The organism is Streptomyces sp. NBC_00247, from assembly GCF_036188265.1.
Classification (GTDB): Bacteria; Actinomycetota; Actinomycetes; order Streptomycetales; family Streptomycetaceae; genus Streptomyces.
Genome location: NZ_CP108093.1, coordinates 407,121 through 431,487 on the forward strand (window position 1 = coordinate 407,121; position 24,367 = coordinate 431,487).

General features: G+C 71.6%; 19 protein-coding genes and 1 pseudogene. 13 read left to right on the forward strand and 7 right to left on the reverse strand.

The window, feature by feature from the left end; all coding sequences use genetic code 11:
• Positions 1 to 459 precede the first annotated feature (459 nt).
• The 7 genes and pseudogenes from OHT52_RS01510 to OHT52_RS01540 all read left to right on the forward strand — a co-directional run bounded on the left by OHT52_RS01510 (position 460) and on the right by OHT52_RS01540 (position 5,960).
• Positions 460 to 1,680 carry a helix-turn-helix domain-containing protein gene (locus tag OHT52_RS01510; RefSeq protein WP_328718261.1) on the forward strand — a complete coding sequence of 407 codons (1,221 nt, stop codon included), beginning with the start codon at positions 460 to 462 and terminating at the stop codon, positions 1,678 to 1,680.
• A gap of 198 nt (positions 1,681 to 1,878) precedes the next feature.
• The gene (locus tag OHT52_RS01515) at positions 1,879 to 2,142 is read left to right on the forward strand and encodes a hypothetical protein (RefSeq protein ID WP_328718262.1); all 264 of its coding nucleotides are present in this window, start codon (positions 1,879 to 1,881) and stop codon (positions 2,140 to 2,142) included.
• 116 nt (positions 2,143 to 2,258) lie between these two features.
• Positions 2,259 to 2,741: an SCP2 sterol-binding domain-containing protein gene (locus OHT52_RS01520; protein ID WP_328718263.1), complete on the forward strand. Its 483-nt coding sequence runs from the start codon at positions 2,259 to 2,261 to the stop codon at positions 2,739 to 2,741.
• A 4-nt stretch (positions 2,742 to 2,745) separates the two neighbouring features.
• Positions 2,746 to 3,975 (forward strand): acyl-CoA dehydrogenase family protein, encoded by a 1,230-nt coding sequence (locus tag OHT52_RS01525; RefSeq protein WP_328718264.1) that lies wholly within the window; start codon positions 2,746 to 2,748, stop codon positions 3,973 to 3,975.
• A 222-nt stretch (positions 3,976 to 4,197) separates the two neighbouring features.
• A complete protein-coding gene (locus tag OHT52_RS01530) occupies positions 4,198 to 4,467 on the forward strand; it encodes a hypothetical protein (RefSeq protein ID WP_328718265.1) in 270 nt (89 codons plus the stop codon).
• A gap of 43 nt (positions 4,468 to 4,510) precedes the next feature.
• A pseudogene (locus OHT52_RS01535) lies at positions 4,511 to 5,301 on the forward strand (IS5 family transposase); the annotation flags it as partial.
• 227 nt (positions 5,302 to 5,528) lie between these two features.
• Complete coding sequence (locus OHT52_RS01540; protein ID WP_328718266.1) at positions 5,529 to 5,960, forward strand: DUF4240 domain-containing protein; 432 nt, start codon at positions 5,529 to 5,531, stop codon at positions 5,958 to 5,960.
• Positions 5,961 to 6,168: 208 nt separating this feature from the next.
• On the opposite strand, the gene OHT52_RS01545 is transcribed toward OHT52_RS01540, so the two are convergent.
• Positions 6,169 to 7,419, reverse strand: a complete 1,251-nt coding sequence (locus tag OHT52_RS01545) for a cytochrome P450 (RefSeq protein ID WP_328718267.1) — start codon at positions 7,417 to 7,419, stop codon at positions 6,169 to 6,171.
• An 86-nt stretch (positions 7,420 to 7,505) separates the two neighbouring features.
• Here OHT52_RS01545 and OHT52_RS01550 point away from each other — a divergent pair, with 86 nt between their 5' ends.
• Positions 7,506 to 8,354 (forward strand): hypothetical protein, encoded by an 849-nt coding sequence (locus OHT52_RS01550; RefSeq protein WP_328718268.1) that lies wholly within the window; start codon positions 7,506 to 7,508, stop codon positions 8,352 to 8,354.
• 217 nt (positions 8,355 to 8,571) lie between these two features.
• Positions 8,572 to 10,665 carry an MDR family MFS transporter gene (locus OHT52_RS01555; protein ID WP_328718269.1) on the forward strand — a complete coding sequence of 698 codons (2,094 nt, stop codon included), beginning with the start codon at positions 8,572 to 8,574 and terminating at the stop codon, positions 10,663 to 10,665.
• A gap of 130 nt (positions 10,666 to 10,795) precedes the next feature.
• Here the strand turns inward: OHT52_RS01555 and OHT52_RS01560 are convergent, their stop codons facing one another.
• A complete protein-coding gene (locus OHT52_RS01560; RefSeq protein WP_328718271.1) occupies positions 10,796 to 11,239 on the reverse strand; it encodes a YchJ family protein in 444 nt (147 codons plus the stop codon).
• Positions 11,240 to 11,379: 140 nt separating this feature from the next.
• Positions 11,380 to 11,589, reverse strand: a complete 210-nt coding sequence (locus OHT52_RS01565) for a hypothetical protein (RefSeq protein ID WP_328718272.1) — start codon at positions 11,587 to 11,589, stop codon at positions 11,380 to 11,382.
• A gap of 241 nt (positions 11,590 to 11,830) precedes the next feature.
• Between OHT52_RS01565 and OHT52_RS01570 the strand changes: the two genes are divergently transcribed.
• On the forward strand, positions 11,831 to 12,760 hold the full coding sequence (locus tag OHT52_RS01570; protein WP_328718273.1) for a helix-turn-helix domain-containing protein: 930 nt from the start codon (positions 11,831 to 11,833) through the stop codon (positions 12,758 to 12,760).
• Positions 12,761 to 12,891: 131 nt separating this feature from the next.
• On the opposite strand, the gene OHT52_RS01575 is transcribed toward OHT52_RS01570, so the two are convergent.
• On the reverse strand, positions 12,892 to 14,040 hold the full coding sequence (locus tag OHT52_RS01575) for a glycosyltransferase 87 family protein (protein ID WP_328718274.1): 1,149 nt from the start codon (positions 14,038 to 14,040) through the stop codon (positions 12,892 to 12,894).
• Between the two features lie 457 nt (positions 14,041 to 14,497).
• Here OHT52_RS01575 and OHT52_RS01580 point away from each other — a divergent pair, with 457 nt between their 5' ends.
• Complete coding sequence (locus OHT52_RS01580; protein WP_328718275.1) at positions 14,498 to 16,843, forward strand: ATP-binding protein; 2,346 nt, start codon at positions 14,498 to 14,500, stop codon at positions 16,841 to 16,843.
• 378 nt (positions 16,844 to 17,221) lie between these two features.
• Here the strand turns inward: OHT52_RS01580 and OHT52_RS01585 are convergent, their stop codons facing one another.
• Complete coding sequence (locus OHT52_RS01585) at positions 17,222 to 17,458, reverse strand: DUF397 domain-containing protein (protein WP_328718277.1); 237 nt, start codon at positions 17,456 to 17,458, stop codon at positions 17,222 to 17,224.
• Positions 17,458 to 18,318: a helix-turn-helix domain-containing protein gene (locus OHT52_RS01590; RefSeq protein ID WP_328718278.1), complete on the reverse strand. Its 861-nt coding sequence runs from the start codon at positions 18,316 to 18,318 to the stop codon at positions 17,458 to 17,460. Before OHT52_RS01590 ends, OHT52_RS01585 begins: the two co-directional genes overlap by 1 nt.
• Before the next feature lie 366 nt (positions 18,319 to 18,684).
• On the opposite strand from OHT52_RS01590, the gene OHT52_RS01595 reads away from it, so the two are divergent.
• Both OHT52_RS01595 and OHT52_RS01600 read left to right on the forward strand, forming a co-directional pair.
• Positions 18,685 to 19,134, forward strand: a complete 450-nt coding sequence (locus OHT52_RS01595; protein WP_443046454.1) for a hypothetical protein — start codon at positions 18,685 to 18,687, stop codon at positions 19,132 to 19,134.
• A gap of 150 nt (positions 19,135 to 19,284) precedes the next feature.
• On the forward strand, positions 19,285 to 22,983 hold the full coding sequence (locus tag OHT52_RS01600; RefSeq protein ID WP_328718279.1) for a DUF4132 domain-containing protein: 3,699 nt from the start codon (positions 19,285 to 19,287) through the stop codon (positions 22,981 to 22,983).
• On the opposite strand, the gene OHT52_RS01605 is transcribed toward OHT52_RS01600, so the two are convergent.
• Positions 22,965 to 24,311: a 6-phospho-beta-glucosidase gene (locus OHT52_RS01605; RefSeq protein ID WP_328718280.1), complete on the reverse strand. Its 1,347-nt coding sequence runs from the start codon at positions 24,309 to 24,311 to the stop codon at positions 22,965 to 22,967. The genes OHT52_RS01600 and OHT52_RS01605 overlap by 19 nt on opposite strands.
• Positions 24,312 to 24,367 lie beyond the last annotated feature (56 nt).

Here is a 24,367-nt window from a genome sequence, read left to right on the forward strand (position 1 = left end):
AGCGGGATACCGGACAGGAGAGGGCCCGGCCTGATGAGGCCTCGGCACCGGCGCACCCCTGAGCGATGATTGATGATTGATCGGCCCGACATCGCTCCTCGGGCGGAATTAGTACGGACCGCCGAGGAATGCGCATCGCACCTTCGGATCTCTCCCGTTCCGGTAAAGCACCGCGAAATTGTGGCTCGTGTGCGCTATCGCGCGGGCGGCAGCGACATTCCCGCGCGGAGCCGAGTCCGAGCCCTTCCGGGAAGAGGACTGACGGATTCCGGGTCGTCAGTGGCTCAAAGTCGCCACCGGCATAGTCACTCCGCGTACTTCCCGTCGTCGCACCGGTGTCCACGCGCTCGGACGTGCTCTATGTTCAAGATTCCAATGGGTACGCACCTGGCGGCATGTGGGAGCGCTCTCCCCCTGCTCGCCGCCGTCGGGGCACGGGAGAGCTAGGGGTAAAGCAACATGCCGGCAGTCTCGCAGCCCTCGGACCTCGGGGAACCTCTGGGACCACTGCCCCAGGAGTTTGCAGCGATCGTCCGCCCCGAACTTCCGAGCCTCATCCGCGAGATAGGCCTGGAGGTCACCCGCGCCTACCCGGAGTACGCGCGGCTCTTCGACAGCCCGCACGGCGAGGGCATCCGGGTCGGCCTGGAACAGAGCATCTCCGTCTTCGTCGAACAGGTGGCACGGCCGTCCGCGCCCACCCCGTTGCGGGACGAGATGTGCCGCCGTTTCGGCCGGTTCGAGGCGTACGAGGGCCGGGGCCTCGACCAGCTCCAGGGCGCCTACCGCCTCGGTGCCCGTATCGCCTTACGGCGTGCGAAGAAGGTGGGACGGCGTTACAACCTCTCCCCCACCATGATGCTGACCTTCGCGGACGCCCTGTTCACCTACGTGGACGAGCTCGAATCCCTCTCCCGCGAGGGGTACTTGGAAGTCCGGGCGGCCACCGACGACCACGCCGAGACCCTGCGCCGCCGCCTCCTGCACCTGATCCTCACCGGGCGGCCGGCCCCCCGCAGCGCGATCGCCGAACTCTGCGAGCAGACCGGCTGGACCATGCCGGAGGAGGTGACCCTGGTCGCCCTGCGCCCCTCCCCCGACCTGGGGCGGCTCGCGCTGGACCGCGACGTGCTCGCCGATCTGACGGACCCTCAGCCGAACATGCTCATACCGGGCCCGATCGACGACGCGCGAAGACGGATGCTCGACCACGCCCTGCTGGGCGCGCACGCGGCGGTCGGCCTCACCGTCCCGCCGTCCCACGCCCCGGACTCGATCCGCTGGGCCCGCAGGCTCCTCGAACTGGTCGATACCGGCGTGATCGACGACGCCCCGCTCGTCTTGGCCGAGGACCACCTCATCACCCTGTGGCTGCTCTCCGACACGGCCCTGCTGGACCAGCTCTCCAAGCGCGAACTCGCCCCGGTCTCCGGCCTCAGCGTCACCCGCCGGGAGCGGCTGATCGAGACCCTGCGGATCTGGCTCGACACCCGGGGTACCGCGGCCCACATGGGCGAGCTGCTCGACGTCCACCCGCAGACGGTCCGTTACCGCATGCGGAGCCTTGAGTCCCTGTTCGGCGAGCAACTGGTCGACCCCGAGAGCCGTTTCTCCACCGAGGCCGTCCTGAGGGCGCTCCGGCTCCGCTCCCGTGGCGGGGACGGCCCCGCACGACGGTGACTACCACCACACAGCGCGCGGCGAGTCAACTTACCCCCGAGTAAGGGGAAATAGCCGGTCAGTCCCAAACGGTTGCGGCAACAAGACGTATCCAATGAGAAACCCGGACCCGTGTGCCGTAGACAGGGAGACGCTGGACGCCTTCGGGGCGACCACGACCGCAGCGCCTCCTGGCCGACCAACCGAGAGGGAACCCCCATGCCCGCCTCACATCTCCTCGTTCCCGTACCGATCCCCGACCGGGTCGCGGCTCTGATCGGCGCCTGCGTTCCGACGCACGTGCTGCAGGCCGAGTTCGACGCCGACTGCGCGGCGCGCGAGGTCCGCAGGTTCCGCGGCCCGTCGCTCGGTGTCGAGGATCAGGCCGACCGGGAACAGGCGCTCTCCGACCTCGCGCGCGCCAACAAGGTGCTGGCCGCCCACCATCCGGGACTGACGGTACGTCCGGGACCCTGGCGCTGACGCCCGGTCCGGCCGCTCGCTTCCGTACACCCCGCACCCCGCCGACCGCTTGCGAACCACGCGTCGGCGGCCGTACCTTACTCAAAAGTAAGTTTACTCCGGAGTAAGGATTTGGCGTGGCCGACCACAGCAGCGGCGAGCTGACCGAGGAGCTGTCCCGGCTCGACTTCTCGGCCGTCTCGCCCGAGGAGTTCGCCCGGATCGTCAAGGGCCTGTCCGTCAAGCAGCTCGACGAGGTCATGCGAGGCGCACTCCGCGAGCGGATACTCGGGGCGGTCTTCGACCGGATGCGGGCACAGTTCCGGCCGGACGCGGCCGGAGGGGTGACGGCCCTGATCCGCTGGAAGGTCACCGGGGGGCCCGACGAGACCGAAGAGGTCTACGAGACGGCCATCGCCGACGGCAACTGCTCCGTCACCCGGGGCCGTTCGGCTGCCGAGCCACGCACCACGCTGGTGCTGGGCGACGCCGACTTCCTCAAGCTGGTCTCCGGCAACGGCAATCCGATCACCATGTTCATGATGCGCAAGCTGAAGATCGCCGGAGACGTCGGTCTCGCCGCCGGTCTCACCCGCTACTTCGACATCCCGAAGGCGTGATCCGGTGAGCTTCTTCTCCCTCGCCCTGACCGAGGAACAGCGGGATCTGCGCGACTGGGTGCACGGCTTCGCCGCCGAGGTGGTCCGTCCGGCGGCGGCCGAGTGGGACGCCCGGGAGGAGACCCCCTGGCCCGTCATCCGGGAGGCCGCCCGGATCGGACTGTACGGATTCGAGTCGCTCGCCGAGATGTACGGCGACCCGACCGGTCTCTCCCTCCAGATCGCCAACGAGGAGCTGTTCTGGGGCGACGCGGGCATCGGCATGGCGCTCTTCGGCACCTCGCTCGCGGTCGCCGGGATCTTCGCCTCCGGGACGCCCGACCAGCTCGCCGAGTGGGTCCCGCAGTGCTACGGCGACCAGGACGACCCCAAGGTGGCCGCCTTCTGCGTCTCCGAACCGCAGGCCGGCTCCGACGTCTCGGCGATGCGCACCCGGGCGCGGTACGACGGGGCCAAGGACGAGTGGGTGCTCTCCGGCCAGAAGGCGTGGATCACCAACGGGGGTATCGCGGAGATCCACGTCGTCGTCGCCTCGGTCGAGCCGGAACTCGGCGCCCGGGGCCAGGCCGCCTTCATCGTGCCGCCGGGCACCCGGGGCCTGGAGGCCGGCCGCACCATCAAGAAGCTGGGTCTGCGCGCCTCGCACACCGCGGACCTGTTCCTGGACGACGTACGCGTACCCGGCCACTGCCTGCTCGGCGGCAAGGAGAAGCTGGACGCCCGCCTCGCCCGCGCCCGCGAGGGCGGTACGGCGAAGGGACAGGCGCCCAAGAGCCAGGCGGCGATGGCGACTTTCGAGGTCAGCCGCCCCACCGTCGGCGCCCAAGCCCTCGGCATCGCCCGCGCCGCCTACGAGTACGCCCTGGAGTACGCCGGACAGCGCGAGGCGTTCGGCCGCCCGATCGTGGAGAACCAGTCGATCGCGTTCGCGCTGGCCGACGTCCGGACCGAGATCGAGGCGGTACGCCTGCTGATCTGGCAGGCCGCGTGGATGGCCCGCAACGACCGCACCTTCGACGCCGGCCAGGGCTCCATGTCGAAACTGCGCGCGGGCGAACTCGCGGTCGCCGCCACGGAGAAGGCCGTACAGATCCTGGGCGGCGCGGGGTACAGCAGGGAACACCCGGTGGAGCGGATGTACCGGGACGCGAAGATCTACACCATCTTCGAGGGCACCAGCGAGATCCAGCGCCTGGTCATCGCGCGTGCGATCACCGGCCGCCACATCCGCTGACCGACCGGGCTTTCGGTGGCACGGCCCCGCCACCGGAGCCCACCCTGCGGGGCCGGAGCTCGGCCGGCCGGGATGAACCGCACCGGCGGGGCCCCGGCCGCTGTGCGGGATCGACGTGCGGGTGCGAACGGGTGCACGCACGATCATTCGAGGACACCGCAATGTCACGCCTCCGGGCTTCTCCGCCGCTCAAGGTCGGATTCTGCGGGCACACGCCACCTCATGACTACCTATCAAGGACCGGCCGCCGCGCTCATCGGCTGCGACGAGGTGCCCGTGACCGCAGACCTTGCCCTACACGTCGACCGCGGCATCCGGTCATGGGGCGGTTCCCTCAAAGCCGACCCGTCCGTCGACTGGTTCGACGACGGGGCGGCCACCCTGCGGTTGCCCGATGGTCGCGAAGGGGAGTTCGTCGCCACGTCCGGCAGGGCCGGTTCCGGAACTGTGGAGATCCGGGGAAGCGGACCGGCCCCGTTCGGCGAGAAGTAAGACGTCGTTTCTTATGGCGTGATCGTTCGTTGATCCGTGCATGATGGATCTGGTTGAGCGGCTGGTGCCGGACGAGTTGTGGGTGCTATTCCGGCGGGTGGTGCCACCGACTGAGGTGATACGTCCGCAGGGCGGTGGCCGGCGCCGGGCTGGGGACCGTGAGGTCCTGGCCGCGATCATCTTTGTGGGGACATCAGGTTGCACCTGGCGCCAGCTGCCGCCGGTGTTCGGTCCGGCCTGGCCCACGGTCTACCGCCGGTTCGCCCAGTGGAGCCGGGAGCGTGTCTGGGCCCGGCTCCACCGTGTGATCCTCGACGAGCTCGGGGCGCGGGGGGAGCTGGACTGGTCGAGGTGTGCGATCGACTCGGTCAGTCTGCGGGCGGCAAAAGGGGGCCTTTGACGGGACCGAATCCGACCGACCGCGGCAAACTCGGATCGAAGATTCACCTGATCTGTGACCGGAACGGACTGCCGCTGTCCCTAGGGATCTCCGGGGCGAACATGCACGACAGCCAGGGCCTGGAGCCGCTCGTGCGCGGTATCCCGCCCATCCGCTCCCGCTACGGGCCCCGGCGTCGAAGGCCGGCGAAACTGCACGCCGACAAGGGCTACGGCTACGACCACCTGAGGCGATGGCTACGCAAGCGTGGGATCCTCCCTCGCATCGCGCGCAAGGGAATTGAGTCCTCACAGCGGCTAGGCCGGCACCGGTGGGTGGTAGAGCGAACCGTGTCCTGGCTGGCCGGCTGCCGAAGGCTCCACCGCCGCTACGAGCGCAAGGCCGAGCACTTCCTTGCCTTCGTTGGCATAGCAGCAGCCCTCATCGGCTACCGCCGACTAAGGGCTGTCCCGCAATTCGTGGTGGATCAGTGCGCGGCGTCAGATGCGGTGCATCGCAAGGCGGAGGGGCGTCCGCATACTGGATGTATGTGGACGTTCCGACAACGCGGCGAGGTGCCGTAGCTGTCGTCGCGCACCCGCCAGGAATTGCGGGACAGCCCTTAGCCAGGGCGAGCGCCTGACACCCCGATGTGTCACACCCCTCCGCCATGCTCTTCGACATGAACGAGAACGCCTTCTGGCAGCTCATCGAAGCGTGTAGCCCCTCCGTCCGCGACCCCGAGGGCGATGAGCTTGCCGCTGCCCTGACCGCCCGCCTGACGAACGGCCCTGTATCTGACATGGTCGGCTTCGCCGAGCAGCTCTCCTGGGCCCTGTACAGGCTGGACCGCAGGGAATACGGCGATGGCCTGTCGAGCGATCAGTTCCTCTACACCCGGGCTGCGGTCGTCGCGGCCGGCCGTGAGGAATTCGAGCGCGTACTTCGAGACCCAGAGCGGTTCATACCGTACGTCAGCGACCTCGTCTGGGCCGAAGCCCTGCTCTACGTACCCGACAACGCATACAAGCACCTCACCGGTGGCGAATGGGACCGCAGCACCCGCTACAGCTACGAGTCCTACTCCAACACAGCCGGATGGAACGCCACATAGGCGCCCGCAGTCGCTCCCGCCTTCGCCATAAGAAACGACGTCTAAGCGCAGAGGCAGGCGGAGAGGAGGGCGCGGGAGGCCGGAGCGGTCGTGCGCGCGCTTCGGCCTTCGCTGTCCCGGCCTCAGGTTGTCGTCCGCCGCATCCGCTGACCGACCGGGCTTTCGGTGGTACGGCCCCGCCACCGGAACCCGCCGCACGGGCCGGCACTCAGCCGGCCGGAGTGAACCGCACCGGCAGGGACTCCGGCCCCCGCGTGAAGACGCCCCGCTCCACCGGGGCGAAGCCGTCCGCCAGGCGCAGGTCCGGCATCGCGTCCAGGAGTTGGCCGACGCCCGTCTCGACCTCCGCCTTGGCGAGCAGCGCGCCGACGCAGAAGTGCCGGCCGAGCGCGAAGGCCAGGTGGTCGGCGGCGGCCGAGAAGGCGGTGGTGCTGGTGAGGTCGGTGCGGAAGAGATCGAAGCGGTCCGGGTCGCGGTAGCGGGTGTCGTCGCGGCCCGCGGAGCCGATGAGGCAGGTGACCGTCGCCCCCGCCGGTACCGTGCCGCCGCTGAGTTCCACCTCCCCCGCCGTCTGGCGCATGATCATGTGGACGGGCGGGGTGTGGCGCAGCGTCTCGGCGAAGGCCCGGTCGATCAGCGAGCGGTCCTCGCGGACGGCGGCGAGCTGGTCGGGGTGGGCGAGAAGGTTGGCGAAGACCGAGGCGATGGCCTTGTCGGTGGTCTCGCCGCCGGCCGCGAGCAGCAGGCTGCAGAACGCCTTGATGTCCTCGTCGCTCATGCGCACCCCGTCGACCTCCGCCGCGCAGAGCGCGGAGAGCAGGTCGTCGCCGGGCTTCTCCCGCCGCTGCTGGATGACCGGGATCATGTACTCGGCGAACTCCTGCCGGGTCCGCTCGCCCGCCGCGGCGACCTCCGGGTCGCCGGCGAGGTTGCCGAGGAAGGCGATGACGGAGGTGTACCAGCCGTGGAAGCGGTCGTGGTCCGCCCGGTCGAGGCCGAGCATGTCGGCGATGACCAGGACCGGGAAGCGGGTGGCGAAGTCGGTGACGAGGTCGGCCTCGCCGGTGTGCCGGAAGGCGTCGATCAGTTCGCGGGCGTTGCGCTCGATGACCGGCAGGAACTTCTCCTGGAGGTCCGAGCCCCGGAAGGCGGGGGCCACCAGGGCCCGGCGGACGGCGTGGTCCCGGCCACTGAGCTGGAGGATGGTCCGGCCGTGGACGGGTTCGAGTTGCCAGTCGTAGTTCTTGGTGGTGAACTCCTGCGCCTTGTCCCGGAAGACCCGCTCGACGTCCTCGTAACGGGAGACGAGATAGCTGTCGGTCGCCTCGTGCCGGATCAGCGGGGCCTGCTCGCGCATGATCCGGTAGGCCCCGTAGGGGTCGGCGGCGAAGGCGGGCGAGAGAATGTCCGGCAGTGGCGACGCGGGCGATGCGTGCGGCTCGCGCGGGGCAGCGTTCATGGATGCTCCTCGGTCGTGAACGGACGGTCATCGGCGTCCAGGCTATTGACCGACCACCCGCTCCCGGCACCCTTGGGGAAGACCCGATGACCACCACCTCCTCCGGCGCCCGCCGCCCGTCCGTCCTCTTCGTCACCGATCTGGCGTACGAGGCGCGCGGCAGGCGCTACTGCGACGAGGACATCTTCCTCACCTCGCGTCTCCGCGCCCGCTTCGACCTCGCGCTCTGCCACCCGCGGGACGCGGCGGCGCTGCTGGACCGCTTCGACGGTGTGGTGGTACGCAACAGCGGGCCCGTGCTGCACTACCCGGAGGCGTACGAGGCGTTCCGGCGGCGGGCGCCGGAGCTGGGGATACCGGTGTACAACGCGCTGGACGGCAGCGGTGACATGGCGGGCAAGCAGTACCTCGTGGACATGGACCGGGCCGGGCTGCCGGTGATCCCGACCGTGGACCGGGCCGCCGATCTGGGGCGGCTGCCGGAGGCGGAGGCGTACGCGGTGAAGCCGAAGCTGGGCGCCGACTCGGAGGGGTTGCGCTTCGTGTCCCGGCCCGAACTCGACCCGGCCGACGACGGCACCTTGCTGGTGCAGCCCCGTATCGATTTCCTCCACGAGGTGTCCTTCTACTTCGTGGACCACGACTTCCAGTACGCGCTGTACGCCCCCGACCCGGAGCGGCGCTGGGTATTGGAGCCGTGGGAGGCGAGCGGGGCGGACCTGGAGTTCGCCCGTACGTTCGTGGAGTGGAACACCCTCAGCCACGGCATCCAGCGCGTGGACGCCTGCCGGACGGCGGAGGGCGGGCTCCTCCTGGTCGAGCTGGAGGACCTCAACCCCTTCCTCTCGCTCGACCGGGTGTCCGAGGAGGTACGGGAAGCATTCGTCAGCCGGATGGCCGAGTCGGTGGCGACCGTGCTCAAGGCTGTCCCGTAAGTCCCGTAAGTCCCGGCGGACCGGTGTGCGGCGTCGGACGCGGTGCGTCGCGAGGCGGAGGCGTGTCCGCGTACTGGACGTACGCGGACACGCCGACAACGCGGCGACGGCCCAGCCGTCGTCGCGCACCAGCCAGGAATTGTGGGACAGCCGTGGACCTGACTCGTCCGGCTCCGTCCGGCATGCGGGCGTACGGGGCCGGTGTGAGGGTGCGAAGGTGACCACAGCCAGCAGCGAGACCGCTCCGGTGGCGCCGAGCGCCGCCGCGCCGCCCGTCCTCGACCCTCGCCGCCGCAACATCGTCTTCGCGACGATCGTGCTCGGGATCCTCCTCGCGGCGCTGGACCAGACGATCGTGGGTACGGCGCTGCCCACGATCGTCTCGGACCTCGGCGGGGCGGCCCACATGTCCTGGGTGGTCACCGCCTATCTGCTCGCCGAGACCGTCGCCACGGTGCTGGTCGGCAAGTTCGGTGACCTGTTCGGGCGCAAGCTCGTGTTCCAGGTCTCGGCGATCGTCTTCATCACCGGCTCGTTCCTCTGCGGCCTGGCCTCCAACATGCTGCTGCTGATCATCTGGCGCGGTCTCCAGGGCATCGGCGCGGGCGGCCTCATGGTGACCTCGATGGCGCTGATCGCGGACGTGATCCCGCTGCGCGAACGCGGCAAGTACCAGGGTGCGATCGGGGCCGTGTTCGGGGTGTCGACCGTCGTCGGCCCACTGCTCGGCGGGGTGTTCACCGACCATCTGACCTGGCGCTGGGCGTTCTACGTCAACGTGCCGATCGCGATCGTGGTGGTCATCGCGGCGGCCCGGAACATTCCGTCCGTACGGGCAGCGGGCCGCCCGGTCATCGACTACCTGGGCATCGCCCTGGTGGCGGTCGGCGCGAGCGCGCTGATCCTCGGCACGAGCTGGGGCGGCAACGAGTACGCCTGGGGCTCCCCCGTCATCATCGGCCTCTTCGTCGGCGGACTCGTCGCGCTCGCCCTGTTCGTGCGGGTGGAGAGCCGGGCCAAGGAACCGATGCTGCCGATGCGGCTCTTCCACAACCCGGTCTTCACGGTCTGCGCGATCCTGAGCTTCATCGTCGGCTTCGCGATGCTCGGCGCCATGACCTTCCTGCCCACGTACCTCCAGTACGTGGACGCGAACTCGGCGACGATCTCCGGCGTCCGGACGCTCCCGATGGTCATCGGTCTGCTGATCGCCTCGATCTTCAGTGGCAACACCGTCAGCAGGACCGGCCGGTACCGGATCTTCCCCATCGTGGGGTCGCTGGTGATGGCCGCCGGGCTCTTCCTGATGTCGCTGATGGGCCCGGACACCGGGGTGTTCCTGGAGTCGGTCTACATGTTCGTGCTCGGCCTCGGCATCGGGCTGTCGATGCAGGTCCTGACGATCGCCGTGCAGAACACCGTGGACTACGCGGACCTGGGTACGGCCACCTCGGGCGTGACCTTCTTCCGTACCCTCGGCAGCTCCTTCGGCACGGCGGTCTTCGGCACGATCTACGCCAACTCGTTGGGGCCGAACCTCCAGCAGGGGGTGGCCGAGGCGGCGAGGGCGGGCGGTGATCCGGCGACGCTGAACGCGGCCTCGCAGAACCCGCTGAGCCTGCACGCCCTGCCCGACGCGCAGTCCGCGCCTCTCGCACAGGCCTACGCGGACACCATCCACACCGTCTTCCTCTGGACGGTGCCGGTGGCGCTGATCGGGTTCGTGGTGGCGCTGTTCCTGAAGGAGGTCAAGCTGCGGGACTCGGCGCGGGCCGGTTCGACCGACATGGGCGAGGGATTCGCCCAGCCCATGAGCGGGAACCCGGACCGGGTCCTGGAGTTCTCGGTGGCCAAGATCCTCCACGGCGCCCGCCCGGACACGGCACGGCGGATCGTCGACGCGTCCGATACCCGCCTGGACATGGCGGGCGCCTGGGCCGTCATGCAGGTCGACCTGTTCACGCGGATGGTCGGGCACGCCGGTCTCGGGCTGATCGCGACCCGCCACCGGCTGCCCCCGGAGGTCCTGGTCCCGGTCTTCGACCGGATGATCGACGAGGGCTACCTGACCGGCGACGGACGCCTCTTCCAGCACACCGCGGCGGGCCGCCGGGAGGCGGCCACGATCACCTCCGCCTGGGCCAGGTGGCTCAACGAACGGCTGGCGGAGGACGGCGCCCGGCCCGACGACCGGCAGTTGAGGGCGGCGGTCGACGTCATCGCCAAACAGCTCCTCGCGGAGGACCTGGCGGCCGAACTCGCCCCGGCCCCCCGGAACCACGCGCCCACCCCGGTGGGTACGGCGGTCTGAGGCGCGGCCGGGCACCGGGCTCCGGGAAGGGCCCGCCGGGCCACTCGCCGTGGCCACTCCGGGGGGGGCACATGCCGGGGGCACCCGTCCCGCCGCTCGCCCTGGTCGTCCGCCGGGGTCACTCGTCCGGTCACTCGTCGGGGAACTCCCCGTCCTCGTAGACCCAGGCGCCCTCGTGGCGGACGAAGGTGCTCCGCTCATGCATGCCGCCGGGCCGTCCGCCCTCGGTCCAATGGGCGCGGAAGGTGACGGTGCCTCTCGGGTGGAAGGCACTGCCCTCGGCGGTGTCCAGGATCTCCAGCCGCTCCCAGTGCGTGCCGGGATCGAACTCGACGGCCGGCGGCCGGGTCGCCGGATGCCAGGTGCGCAGCAGGTAGGCGGCGTCCCGGACGACGAAGGCCGCGTACCGGGACCGCATCAGGGCCTCGCAGGTGGGCGCGGCGGCCGTACCCGCGTGGTATCGGCCGCAGCAGGCACCGTACGGAGCCGACAGGCCGCAGGGACAGGGGGCGTCCGGGGTGATGCGCGGGGCGGAGGGAACGGGCGGTTTCCGGCGGGCGGTGCGTCGTGACATGCGCCCATTGTCGCCGGTCGCGGCATGCGCCCGTCATCAGCGGCCAGGATGACCGGCCGCACCTGAACGGGCTCTGCCGCCCCCTGTTCGACGAGCGATGACCCGGCCGCGCAGGCCTGGTGCTCCCGCCCGTGCGGGCCTCACCACCGCTGCGGGGGCTCCGCTTCTCCGGCCGCCGGCCGGCGCCGCCTGCCCGCCCCGGTGGAGGCGGCACGCGCGCAGTCGGGTGATCCCGCCGGATGCGCGTACCCGTGCGCGCGGGCGCCGGTCGCGTTGTCGCCGTACACCACGACGACCGTCTCGCCGAGGACCGGGCCGCCGCAGTCGACGCACTGCGGTGGAATCGTCATCCGGCCCGTCCTGCTGCCCGTGCGTCCTCGGCCATGCCCGCGCCTCTCCTCCTGTGGTGGATCACGCACGGTGCGTGATGCCGCAGCCCAGCATGCACTGCTCACAGACCGGAACGCAAAGATTGCGTTCTCCTCGGCTGCGTTCCGCCCGTCCGTGGTCCGTGCCCGCGTCCTGCCGGTTTGGGATGCGACCCCGTCACCGGCCAGACTCTCGTTACCCCCGGACAGGAAGGCGCACACCGTGTCGGACAGGCAACGGACCCCACCCCCGACCGTCAGGCTGCGGCGGCTCGCCGCCCTCCTTCGGCGGCTGCGCGCCGAAGCGGAGCTGACACGCGAGCAGGTCGCCGTACGTACCGGCGTCAACGTGGTGACGCTGTACCGGATCGAGAAAGCGCGCGCCCGCCCGCAGCAGCGGACCCTGACGGCGTTGATGGAGGTGTACGGGGCCGGCGAGGCGCAACGCGCGGACCTGATGGCTGCTCAGCGGCTCGCCGACGACCGGAGCCGGCTGCGGCCGTACGGCGCGGAGCCGTCCGGGGCGGCGAGGGCCGGCGGGGCCACGGGGTTCGCCGGGTTCTCGGAGGGCTACCTCGCGTATCTCGGGTTCGAGGCCGAGGCGCGTACGGTGCGCGCCTACGAATCGATGTGCGTGCCGGAGCTGCTCCAGACCGAGCGGTACGCCCGGGCGGTGATCCGGGGCATGCTGCCCGACGCCGGGCGGGCGGAGGTCGACGAGCGCGTCCGGGTACGGATGGAGCGGCGGAGCCTGCTCACGAGGGCGAACGGGCCGAGGATCCGCGCGGTCCTGGACGAGGCCGCCGTACGGCGCGCGGTCGGCGGGCCCGAGGTGATGCGCGAGCAGGCCGAGCACCTCGTGCGGATCGGGCGGGAACCCGGGGTGGGGGTGCGGGTGATCCCGTTCGGCGCGGGGGCCCACGCCGGAATGGCCGGAAGCTTCGTCCACCTGGACTTCCCCGACGCCCGGGACGCGGAGTTGGTCTGGGCGGACACCCCCGCCGGTGACGTGTTCCTGGATTCGGAGGAGGAGACCCTGCGCTACCGGTCGTTGTTCGAGCGGCTGCGGGCGGTGGCCCTGGACCGCGATGACAGCGCCGCGTTGCTGGAGTCGGCGTGCCGGTCGCTGCGTTCGGCGGATTCAGTTCACTGAGGGCCGTCGGCGCGGCACGCTTCGGGCCTCTGCTCGGCCCGTGGGTACCGGCCCCGGATCTGCGCCTTGCGACAGGGGCCGGCTCCGTCACGGTCGTACTGCGGCGGGCGTGCGGGCGGCTTCGACCGGTTTCAGAGCGGCTCTGCGACCGAGTGCAGAACTCGACTGCTGGTGCCCTGGTCCGGCGTCGGTTCCGGGGCGGGCCGTGGCCCGGCCGGGCTGGTGCAGCGGGCCCAGATCAGAAGGGTGAGGGGGTAGACGGCGTAGCCGATGCGGGTTGCCGGAGACAGCAGGATGGCGATGGTGAGGCCGAGCGCGAGCCGGTGGGCGGCAGCCGCCGTGGTCGTCGGCGGCCGAACGATGAGCGACACGGCTGTGGCAATGGCGCCGACGCCTATGAGAGCCACGGCGATGGTCTTGCCGTGGGGCAGTACGGCGGACAGGAGGGCGCCCAGGAGCGGGCTGGCGGCGGTCGAGGCGGTGTCGCTCAGTCCGAAGGGATAGAGCACCGCGTTGTCGAGGAAGGCATGCGGATCGGCCAGGAGCGGCGGCACGACGGCCAACGCCGCCACTGCGACCGCCACCGCAGCCGCGGTCCTGGCCGCGCGTGATCCCTTGGTCGCGGCCAGGAGGACGACGATGACGGGTATGGCCGGCCACGCGGTCCACTTCAGAATGGCTGCCGCTCCCAGTGCCAGACCGGCACCCACGGAACGGCCCCGGTGCGCGTACGCCAGGGCCAGAAGTACGAAGGCCACGACCACGGGATCGACCCCGCCTATGGCCAGCGGCAGCGCCACCACGGGGCAGGCCGCGATCCATGCCGCCCCGGTCACCGCCGTGCTTCGCGCATGCGGCCGACCCTTGACCAGGACGGCCACGGCAGCGGCCAGCGCGGTGACGAACCCGGCCAGATTCCACAGACGGGCGCTCGAGAACACTCCCGCGCCGAAGAGCGCGTGAGGGAGCCCGAAGAGGGCCATGCCGGGCAGGTAGGGGTTGAAGTCGGGCACCGCGACAGGATGCGAGAGGTAAGGGGTGCCGGTATCCAGGAAGTGCCGGGCGGACCGTTCGACGACGCCGACCTCCATCTGCTGCAGGCCCACGGCAGTCAGCCACACCAGCGGAACCGCCAGCGCGCCGACGACGCCGATCAGGGCCACCGCACGGGACCACTGGACACGGGAACCCAGCGACACCAGCGCGGCACAGGCATAGGCGACAGCAGCGGCGAGTCCCCACCGGTGCTGCGACGTGTTCGAAGCGGAAGCAATCCCCACACCCAGGGCCATCAAGGAGCTCGCCGCCAATGCCCACAGGTCCCACCGGCGGACGGTCGTGCTGGAGCGACGACCCGGAGGTCGACCGGAAGCATCTGGAAATCGCGATATGTGCATGTAAAGGGGCCTTGGCTAGAAAGTCGTCCGCACAAGTGAACGGACGCGCGGCAAGAGGTTGGATGCGCCGGCGAAGCAGGCGCCCGCGGTCGGGCGGCCGGCATGGCGCCCCGCGCGACGCGAGGCGCGCTTCCGCGCGTGCTGATCGGGGCCCCGGCGTCTTCCCTCTGTACGGGAAGCGCTCAGGACCGCGCCCGACACACCTCATCCAATCCAGTGCGGGCCGGGGGGACCAGGAAGTTCGACCGGCGGATGGAGCGGCCCGCATACTTCTGCCGGTGAGTACTGCCAGGAGGTACGCCGTTCCGGCCGGGCCACGCAGACCAGGGGGACCACAGCTGTGGGCGACAAGAATTTCGGCGAGCTGCTGCACGCACTGCGCACAAGAGCGGGCATCAGCCAGGAGCGGCTGGCGCAGCGGGCGGGGATCAGCGTGCGGGCGCTGTCGGACATGGAGCGCGGGCGGACGCGGGGGCCGCGGCAGAGCACGGTGGAGGCACTGGCCGCGGCCCTGGGAGTGGACGGCATGGTGGGCCATGAGCTGGAGGACGCCGCCCGGTCGGGCCGTCCGCGGGCCGTCGGCGGGGCGGGGCCCCATGCGTCGGCCGGGACGGGGCCGGGCGCGGGGTCGCCGGCCGGACACGGGCTGGCGTTGCCGCGTGATCTCGGTGACTTCACCGCCCGCGGCCCCGCCCTGGCCGGGCTGCGGGTCCTGGCCGGGCACCTCGATCCCGCCCGACCGCCGGTCGCCGTGATCTGCGGGCAGCCCGGGCTGGGCAAGACCGCCTTCGCCGTGCACGCCGCCCATGCTCTGGCGCCGGGTTTCCCGGACGGGCAGTACGCCGTCGACCTGCGCGGCATGGACCCGAAGCCCACACCGCCGCGCGAGGTGCTCGCCCGGCTCCTGCACGCTCTCGGTGTGGCCGACACCGATGTCCCGGCCGCCACCGACGAGCGCGGCGGGCTGCTGCGCTCGGTGCTGCGCGAGCGCCGGGTGCTGCTGCTTCTGGACAACGCCGCCGACGAGGACCAGGTCCGCCCCCTGCTGCCCGGTCACGGCGCCTGTCTGACCCTGGTCACCAGCCGCCGCTCGCTGGCCGGCCTGGAAGCCGTCCACCGTAGCGAGCTCGCGCTGCTGCGCCGGGAGGAGGCGGTCGAACTCCTCACCCGTGTCATCGGCTCGGAGCGGGTCGAGCGGGAGACACAGGCTGCCCGCGACCTCGCGGAACTCTGTGGTTACTTGCCCTTGGCCGTGCGCATCGCCGCCCAGCGCCTGGCCTCCCGGCCCGGCGAGACCCTGGCCAAACTCGTGACCCAGCTCACCGCTCACGGGGACCGCCTGGACACCCTGCGGGCAGGCTCCCTGCAGATACGGTCCGCCTTCACGTTGTCCTACCGTCAGCTCAGCCCGGCCGCCCGCACCGTCTTCCGCCGCGCCTCACTTGCCTGCGGCCCCGACTTCAGCCCCACCACCGCAGCCCTGCTGGCGGGCATACCCGCACGCCAGGCCGCGCGCTGCCTCGAACGGCTGACCGACGCCGGACTGCTCCAGCCGCACTCCACCGCCGACCGCTACCGCTTCCACGACCTCCTGCGCCTGTTCGCCGCCGAACAACTGGTCGAGGATGACGATCCCGTCCAGATCACCGCTGCCCAGGACCGGGCCGCCCAGTGGATCCTGCGCCGGGCCACCACCGCCGCACTGCGCTTCGACGCCGACCGCCACCAGGACGCGCCCGAAGGCGACCCCGACCCGGCCACCGCGCCCATCGACCGCGAGCAGGCCCGGATCTGGCTGGAAGCCGAGCGGCCCCAGTGGCTCGCCGCTCTGGGCCACGCCCAGGCGGCAGGCCGGCACCAGCAGGTCGTCGACGCCGCCGAAGCGATGCACTGGTTCTCCGACGTGACCGCGCACTGGGAGCTGTGGGCGGAGGTGTTCCAGCGGGCCGTCGACTCCGCCCGCGCGCTCGGCAGCAGGCGCGACGAGGCCGTCCACCTCAACTACCTCGCCTGGGCCTACAACTTCTGCCTCCACGACTACCCCGCCGCCCTGGCCGCCGCACGAGCAGCCCTGCCCGCGGCCTACGAGGCCGCAGACCAGCTCCAGGCGGGATGGGCCCTGGGATACGAAGCAGGAGCACTCCGCCGGCTCGGACGGACCGACGAGTCCATCGACCGGCTGCGCGAGGCAGCCGCCCACCTCAGGGACCACACGGACCCGCAGGTCCGCCTCGCCGAACTCACCATTCTCATTACCCTGGGCCAGCACCTGCGCTACGCCGACCGTGCGGACGAGGCCCTGGTCATCCACCGGCGCAGCGAGGCTCTCTGCCTCGCCGGGGTGCCGGGGACGCCGCACGACCTGATCGCTTCCTATGTGGCGCAGACCCGTCATCACCTCGGCAGCGACCTCATGGCCCTGGGACTATGGGGCCAGGCCGAATCCCCTCTGCGTGCCGCCCTGGCCCACTGGGAGGCAGGCCGGATGCCGGCCTGGAGCGAACCCGTCCGCCTCGACCTCGGCATCACCCTGCGCCACCTCGACCGCCACGACGAGGCCCGCGCGACGTTGACCACGGCCCACCGCGCCCTCGTCGGGCTGAACAATCCCCGCCACCGCGAAGCCGCCGACGAACTGGGCCACGTCACCGCAGAGTTCGCCACCGCCGACCAGCCGATCGGCTGAGACGCCTCGCTCCTCCGGATGCGACCGCCGCGCCCTCGTGGAACCGGTGTCCGTCCCAGCGGCGGGGAAGCGGCTTCCGCCCGACCTCGCACTGCCGCGCCTGCCGACACGAGTTCTACGCGTGCCGTCGCGCCCGCGCGGACGCACTCTTCGAACTCACGGACGCGGTGCTGTGCGTGGACGGGCCGGTGAAGACCCTGGTCGAGCTGCCGCCGGCGGCCCGAGCACCAGCGTGGGCACGGCGCCCCGCGGCGCTGGACCGGGGCCGGGCCGAGCCCGCGCGGGCCACGGCGGGCACTGGCGGGAGCCCGGGACCTGGTACGGACCCGTTGGAGGCCGAGCTCAGGTCAGGCCAAGGTCAGGTCAGGTCAGGTCAGGTCAGGTCAGCAGGAAGTCTGCCTGGCCGGTCTTGGCGCCCTGGATGAAGGCGGCCATCTCGCCGGTGGAGTAGATGAGCGCCGGGCCGTCGGGGTCCGCGGACTGGCGGACGGCGACCCTGCCGTCCGCCAGCTTCAGGGTCTCGACGCAGTTGCCTCCGTTGCCCCCGCTCCAGGGCTTGGCCCAGCCTTCGAGGCCGAGGGCCGCGGCCGGCATGCCGTTGTAAATGTCGCTCATCACAGCTCCTTGCGGAAATCCCGGAGGATGTCCTTCGTGCGTCGTGCAGTCGCGGCCTGGGCCGCCATGCGGTCCATGGCCTCGAGGTAGGAAGCCACCTCCGGGCGCGTGTCGAAGTAGACGGCGCCGGTCAGGTACTCGCTGAAGACCATGTCCGGGAGTTCGGGCACGCCGAAGCGGAAGAGCACGAACGGGCCGTAGGTCGCGGGGTGGTGGCCGGTCGCGAACTCCGCGATCTGGAGGGTGATGTGCGTCTGTTCGGAGGCTTCGAGGAGCTTGTCGATCTGTGCGCGCATGGCCTCGGGAGTGCCGACCGGACGCCGCAGCACTGTCTCGTCCATGACCACCCACAGCCTCGGGGCGTCCGCCTTCGCGAGCAGGCTCTGCCGCTCCATCCGCAGGGCGACGTGCCGCTCGATGTCCTCGGGACGGGACTGGCCGATCGCGCCGCTCAGCATCACGGAGCGGGCGTAGTCCTCGGTCTGGAGGAGTCCGGGCACGAAGTGCGGTTCGTACATGCGCAGCAGGCTCGCCGCACCCTCCAGGCTGACGTACATGCTGAACCAGTCGGGCAGCACGTCGTGGTAACGCTGCCACCAGCCGGGCTTGTTGGCCTCCTCGGCGAGCTCGACGAACGCGTCGTTCTCTTCCTCACCGATCCCGTACGCACGCAACAGGGCCTGCACGTAGGGAATTTTGAGGGCGACCTCGGCCGTCTCCATCCGCCGGACCGTGGCGGACGCGACGCGGAGCACCTTGGCCGCTTGGTCGCGGGTCAGTCCGGCACGCTCCCGCAGGTCCTGCAGGCGCCTGCCGAGGACGACCTGCCCCACGGTCGGGGCTGACCGGGGCTCGCTCACTTCGGACCTCCGATGGTCTCTTCTGTCAGCAGTGTGCCATGCGGGTGGCGACAAATACACGGTCACTCTGCAAGTTTCAGAGTGCCCCTTGCCAAGTGTCCGCGACAGGGGGAGAGTTGGTGACTGAACCAATTCGTTCGGTCACGCCCGCCCTCTCCCTTGCGTCGAGGTCCGGGCGTGACGTGGCAACCACTGTGAGGATTCGGTCGTGGCACCTGGCAGTGCGCCCATCCCCCGGCCCGCGGGGCCCCGTTGCGGGGCCGCGGCGTACGGTCGTCGCTCCGCTCCGCCGGCCTCGGCCGCCGGAGCGCGCGGACCGGCCGGTGAAGGTGTCGGAGCCCTTGAGCGGTTCGGCGCGGAGCAGACGTGTTGAGGGGCGCGCTGTCCCGGCTGCGCGGGGACCACCACGCTCCCCGGACCGCGAAGGACGGGGGCCACGCGGGTCCCGCGCGGGCGCGGCTGCCGCTGCCTCCGGAGCTGAGCACGAACCTGGGGTACGACGCGGTGGGCGTCCCCGCCCGGCACGGATTCCACCTCCTGTCCCATCTGCCCCGTACCGGGTGCGTGTTCGAGGCCGCCGAGGTGTGGTGGTGGATCGTTCCTTCAGGGTCCGACCAGGACCTGGACTGGCCCGAGCCGGTCGCCTACGCCACCGGGGGCCTCGTACCGGTTCCCCGGCCCCGGCTCATCCACGGGCCGGACAGCCGCACCCCCTACACGCCTCCGATCCCGCTGTTCCTGATGGTGTGCCAGGTGGCCGGGGTGACGCCGAGCTGGGGAGCCCTCGGCGGCCGACGGGCGGTCTCCACTCCCTGAGGGACCCCCTCGACCCGGTCGGCCGGGACCCGCACTCCGGGGCCCGGCCCGCCGTCGCACGGCACTGTCAGTGGTCGGTTCCAGAATGAATGCAGCGATCGGGAGACCCGCCGAGCGGCGGGCCGTACTGAGGTTGAGGGGGCGGCGCGGATGCGGCGCTGGGAGCTGGTGGAAGGCACTGCGTCGAAGTTCTGGGAGACCGGGGCGGTCGGCGTCGCGGTCACCGTGCGGTACGGCCGCTGCGGGTCCGAAGGACGCACCCGGACGCAGGAGTACGCCTCCGAGGAGGCTGCGCACGCGAAGGTCCGCAGGACCATAGCGGAGAAGGTGCGCAAGGGGTACGAGGAGGTGGCGGCGTCCGCGTCCGCCCCGACCGCCCCCCTCTCCACCGCCACCGCGCACCCCCACGCGGTGCCCGTGGCCGCCGTCCGGTCCGGTGTGCGGGGAGCGCCGGTGCTGCCGGACGAAGACACCTTCGAACTCCCGCTGAGCTGGCGCCGGGTGCTTTACCCCCGGCGGGGCGGCTGCGCCCGACCCCTGAGCAGGCCCACCGAGGAGACCTTGGCGCAGGTCGGGGAACGGATCGCCGGTGAGGCGGCCTGGATCGAGCTGATACTCACCGAGCCCGGCTCGGACCCCGACCTCGTCGAGGCGACCCGGGCCCATCTCGCCGGCAGTCCCTCACCCGCCGGGGCCGCCGCGCTGGCGGCCGTCGTCTCCTTGGGGGAGACGGCTCCTTCGAGCTGGGTGGACACCTGGGTGGCGGAGTGCGGGCTGCCCTTCGCCGCACGCGCGGCCCAGGAGCTCCAGACCATCAAGGCGCACAGTTACCACGCCCTGGGACGGCGGGTGAAGGGTGCGCTGAAGCGGGTCTCCCTCTCCTCCTCCCTGCACTGGCACCACGGCTCGCTGAACGTGGCCGCCCGGGCCCGCGCCCACATCGCCGCGGCGGACGAGCCCACCTACCGCGCCACCGTGGCGGCGCTGGAGGCCGCCCGCGGGGACTGCCACCACCGGATCGCCGCCGCCTTCCTGGCCCCGAGCGAGACGGAGTGGGTCGACGCCCTCCTGTCGGAGCCGGCCGTGCTCGCCGAGGACCACTACGTCCTGCAGCGCATGGTGCTCTGCTCGCTGACGTCGGCCGACCAGCTGGCCCGGCTGTCGTACCGTCCGGACCACACCCTCGCCGTGATCGCGACGCTCGCCGATGGCCTCGGGACGGCCGTCGCACCGCTGCTCCGGAAGTACCTCGATCACGGCCAGCATTACTCCGAGGGCGTCAAGGCGGTCTCCGCGGCGCTCACCGAACTCCCCACCGACGAGGCCTTCAACGTCCTGCTCCACCACAAGGAGCTGAAGCAGGTCCGCGCGGCACTGCTCGACGCGATGCGCCGCTATCCGGTACGGGCCCTGCGGCTGCTCTCCGCCGACGTCCGGTACAACACGCCCACGAGGTCGCGTGCCTCGCGGCAGCTGCTGCACGCCCACATCAACACCCACCGCCCGCTGGTGTCCGCCCTGCTGCCGACGCTGCCGGAGGATCTGGCGGAGGTGGTGGGCCCGCTGCTGAACCCGGTGTCCCGCTTCCCCGAGGCGTCCCTGGCGTCCCTGCCCACCGGGCTCACACGGCCCCCGTGGTCCCGCCCGCGCGCCGGTGCCGCCGTCCCGGTGAACACCGGCGAGGACGCTCTGCCCGCGCCGGAGCTGCGCTGGCTCCCGGGCGAGCGGGAGGAGTGGGCGCGCTGTTCCACCTGGTACACCCGCCCCCAGCACGACGGCGATTACGAGAAGGTGTTCTCCTCCCAGCTCGAAGGGCTGAACAGCACCGGGCTGCGGCCCGCTTGGATCTTCCTGCACGCACCCGTGGAGCGCGTCGCACCGGCCCTGGCCACCTGGGGGCCGACGGACCTCTGGGACGGGGCGGACACCCTGCGGCCGATCGTCGCGCGCTTCGGGATCGACGCGCTGCCGCTCCTGCTGCGCACCGTCCCCCGCCAGCCGAGCACCATGGCGGCGCTGTTCCTGCCGTTCGTGGACGCGGCCGTCGCCCGGCACATGGCCGACTGGGCGGCCCGGCTGAAGTCCACCGCCGCGACGGCCCGGACGTGGTTCGCGCGCCACGGCGCCGCGGCAGCGGTGTTCCTGGTACCGGACGCGGTCGGCAAGCCGGGTGCCCCTCGGCGTGCGGCCGAACGGGCGCTGCTCCAGATCGCGGCGGTGCACGGCGAGCGGACGGTCCGCGAGGCCGCGGACCGCTACTGCGCCGACGCGGTGCGGTCGGTGGAGGCGCTGCTGATCAGCGACCCGTTGGAGCGCGCGCTGCCGGAGAAGCTGCCGGTACTGCCGAACTGGGCGGAGCCGGGGCTCCTGCCGCAACTGCTGACGCGTACCGGTGAGGCGCTGCCCGCCGAGGTGGTGCGCAACGCCCTGACGATGTTCGCGCTCTCACGGCCGGGCGAGGTCTACCCGGGTGTCGCCGCGCTGCGCGCGGCCACCGCACCGGACTCGCTCGCCGGGTTCGCCTGGGCCGTCTTCGAGCAGTGGCTCGACGCGCGACTGCCGACCAGGGAGTCCTGGGCGCTGTACGTCCTGGGCGAGGTGGGGAACGACGAGACCGTCCGGCGTCTCACACCGGTCGTCCGCGCCTGGCCCGGCGAGGGCGCGCACCACCGGGCGGTCGAAGGACTGGACGTGCTGGCGGCGATCGGCAGCGAGGTGGCACTGCTGCAGCTGCACGACATCGGCCGGCGGGTGAAGTTCAAGGCGTTGAAGACGCGCGCCCAGGAGAAGATCGCCGAGGTGGCCGCGGTGCTGGGGCTCACCGCCGAACAGCTGTCGGACCGGCTGGTGCCGGACTTCGGGCTGGACGCGGACGGCTCGACGGTCGTGGACTACGGCCCGCGCCGGTTCACCGTCGGCTTCGACGAACGCCTCGGTCCGTACGTCCTGGACGGGGCGGGGAAACGGCGCAAGGATCTGCCGGCCCCGGTGGCCCGGGACGACGGGGATCTGGCCACGGAGGGGCGCAAGCGGTTCCTGGCGCTGAAGAAGGATGTGCGGACCGTCGCCTCCGGACAGGTGCGACGCCTGGAGGCGGCCATGGTCTCGGGCCGGTCCTGGTCGGCACGGGAGTTCCAGGACCTGTTCGTCGCCCATCCGTTGGTGGGGCACCTGGTGCGGCGGCTGGTGTGGCTGAGCGAGTCCCGGGGTACGACGACCGCCTTCCGGGTCACCGGGGAGAGGACGTTGGCCGACGTGCGCGACCAGGCGTTCGCGCTGCCCTCTCGTGGTTCCGTCCGGCTGGCCCACCCGCTCCGTCTCGGCGACGGGCTGAAGGTCTGGTCCGAGGTCTTCGCCCGCCAGGAGCTGTCCCAGCCGTTCCCCCAACTGGAGCGCGAGGTCTTCTCCCTGACGGACGAGGAGCGGACGAGCAATCGGCTGGCGCGTTTCGAGGGCGTCACCGTGCCCACGGTCGCGGTGCTGGGCCTGGAGCGGCGCGGCTGGGAACGTGGTGCGCCGCAGGACGCCGGGGTCGAGGGCTGGATCTCCAAACGCCTCGGCGAGGAGCTGTACCTCGTCGTCGGCTTCTACGAGGGCATCGTGGCCGGTTCCCCGGAGGCATTCCCCGAGCAGCGGCTGGAAGCGGTCTGGCTCGGCGACCGCCCGGGGGACCACTGGCCCCGCGGGACGTACCACCACATGTTCGGCGCCTTGGACCCGGTGACGGCGTCCGAGGCGCTCGCGGACCTGACGGTGCTCGGGGGAGTCCGTCGGGCCCCGGCCGTCGGCGGTCCGGCCCGGGTCGCGGGCCGGACCGTCACGGTGGGAGGTCAGGGCCGTTCGAGGTAGGCCAGCTGGGGGTGGACGAGGGTGTACGCGTCGACCAGCTCGCGGGCCACGTGGACGGAGTCCACGAGCGGGTGCAGCGCGAACGCCCGGACGGCGGCGGAGCGTGATCCGCTTTCGGCCGCGTCGAGCACGGCGCGTTCGACGGCCTTCACGGAGGTGACGAGTCCGGCCGCGTGGTACGGAAGCGGGCTCACGGCCACCGGGTGGGCGCCGTTCGCGTCGACGAGGCAGGGCACTTCGACCACGGCGTCCGCGTCGAGCACCGAAAGGGTGTTGCCGTTGCGGACGTTGAGGATCAGTGAGGTGCGCTCGTTGCGGGCGACGGCGCGCATGAGGGCGAGGGCGACCTGTTCGTAGCCGCCTGACTCCAGATCGCTCGCGGCACGGTCCCCGGCCCCCGCGACCTCGCGGTTCTCCGACATGTAGGTGGCCTCGCGCTCGGCGCGGGTGCGGTCCCAGGTGGCGAGGGCGGGTGTGCCGGGTTCACGCATGCGCGCGTAGAAACCCTGCTGCTGCTCGCGGAGGAAGGCGCCCCGGGTCAGCTCGGCCTGCTGGTAGGCGCGGACCGCCTCGCGGTTGAAGTAGTAGTAGTGCAGGTACTCGTTGGGGACGGCGCCGAGCGAGCGGATCAGGTCGGTGCCGAAGAGCTTCCCCTCCTCGAAGGAGCCGAGCAACGTGTCGTCGGCGAGCAGCCGGGGAAGCTCGTCGCGCCCGTTCACGTACAGGCCCTGGACCCAGCCCAGGTGGTTGAGGCCCGCGTAGTCGATCCAGGCGCGGTCCGGGTCGGCGCCGAGGACCCGGGCGATCCGGCGGCCCAGCCCCACGGGGGTGTCGCAGATGCCGACGACCCGGTTCCCCAGGTGCCGGGACATCGCCTCGGTCACCATGCCGGCGGGGTTGGTGAAGTTGATGACCCAGGCGTCCGGGGCGAGCCGGGCGATGCGGCGGGCGAGGTCGACCGCGACCGGAACGGTGCGCAGCCCGTACGCGATGCCGCCCGCCCCTACCGTCTCCTGCCCCAGTACCCCGGCGTCCAGGGCCACCCGTTCGTCGGCGGCACGACCGGCGAGCCCGCCGACCCGGATCGCCGAGAAGACGAAGTCCGCGCCCTTCAGGGCCTCGTCGAGGTCGGTCGTGGCCAGGACGACGGGTGCGTCCGGTACTCCCCGGGCCTGTTCGTCCAGCACCCGGGCGACGGCCGTGAGGCGGTCGTGGTCCGTGTCGTAGAGGGTGACCCGGGAGACGCGGCCCTCGGCGTGATCGCCGAGCAGTGCCCCGTACACCAGGGGGACCCGGAATCCGCCACCGCCAAGAATTGTCAGCTTCACGCTGCTCGATGGTACGGGTCCGGCTCCGGCCCGCCGGGACGCGAGGGGCGGCGGGC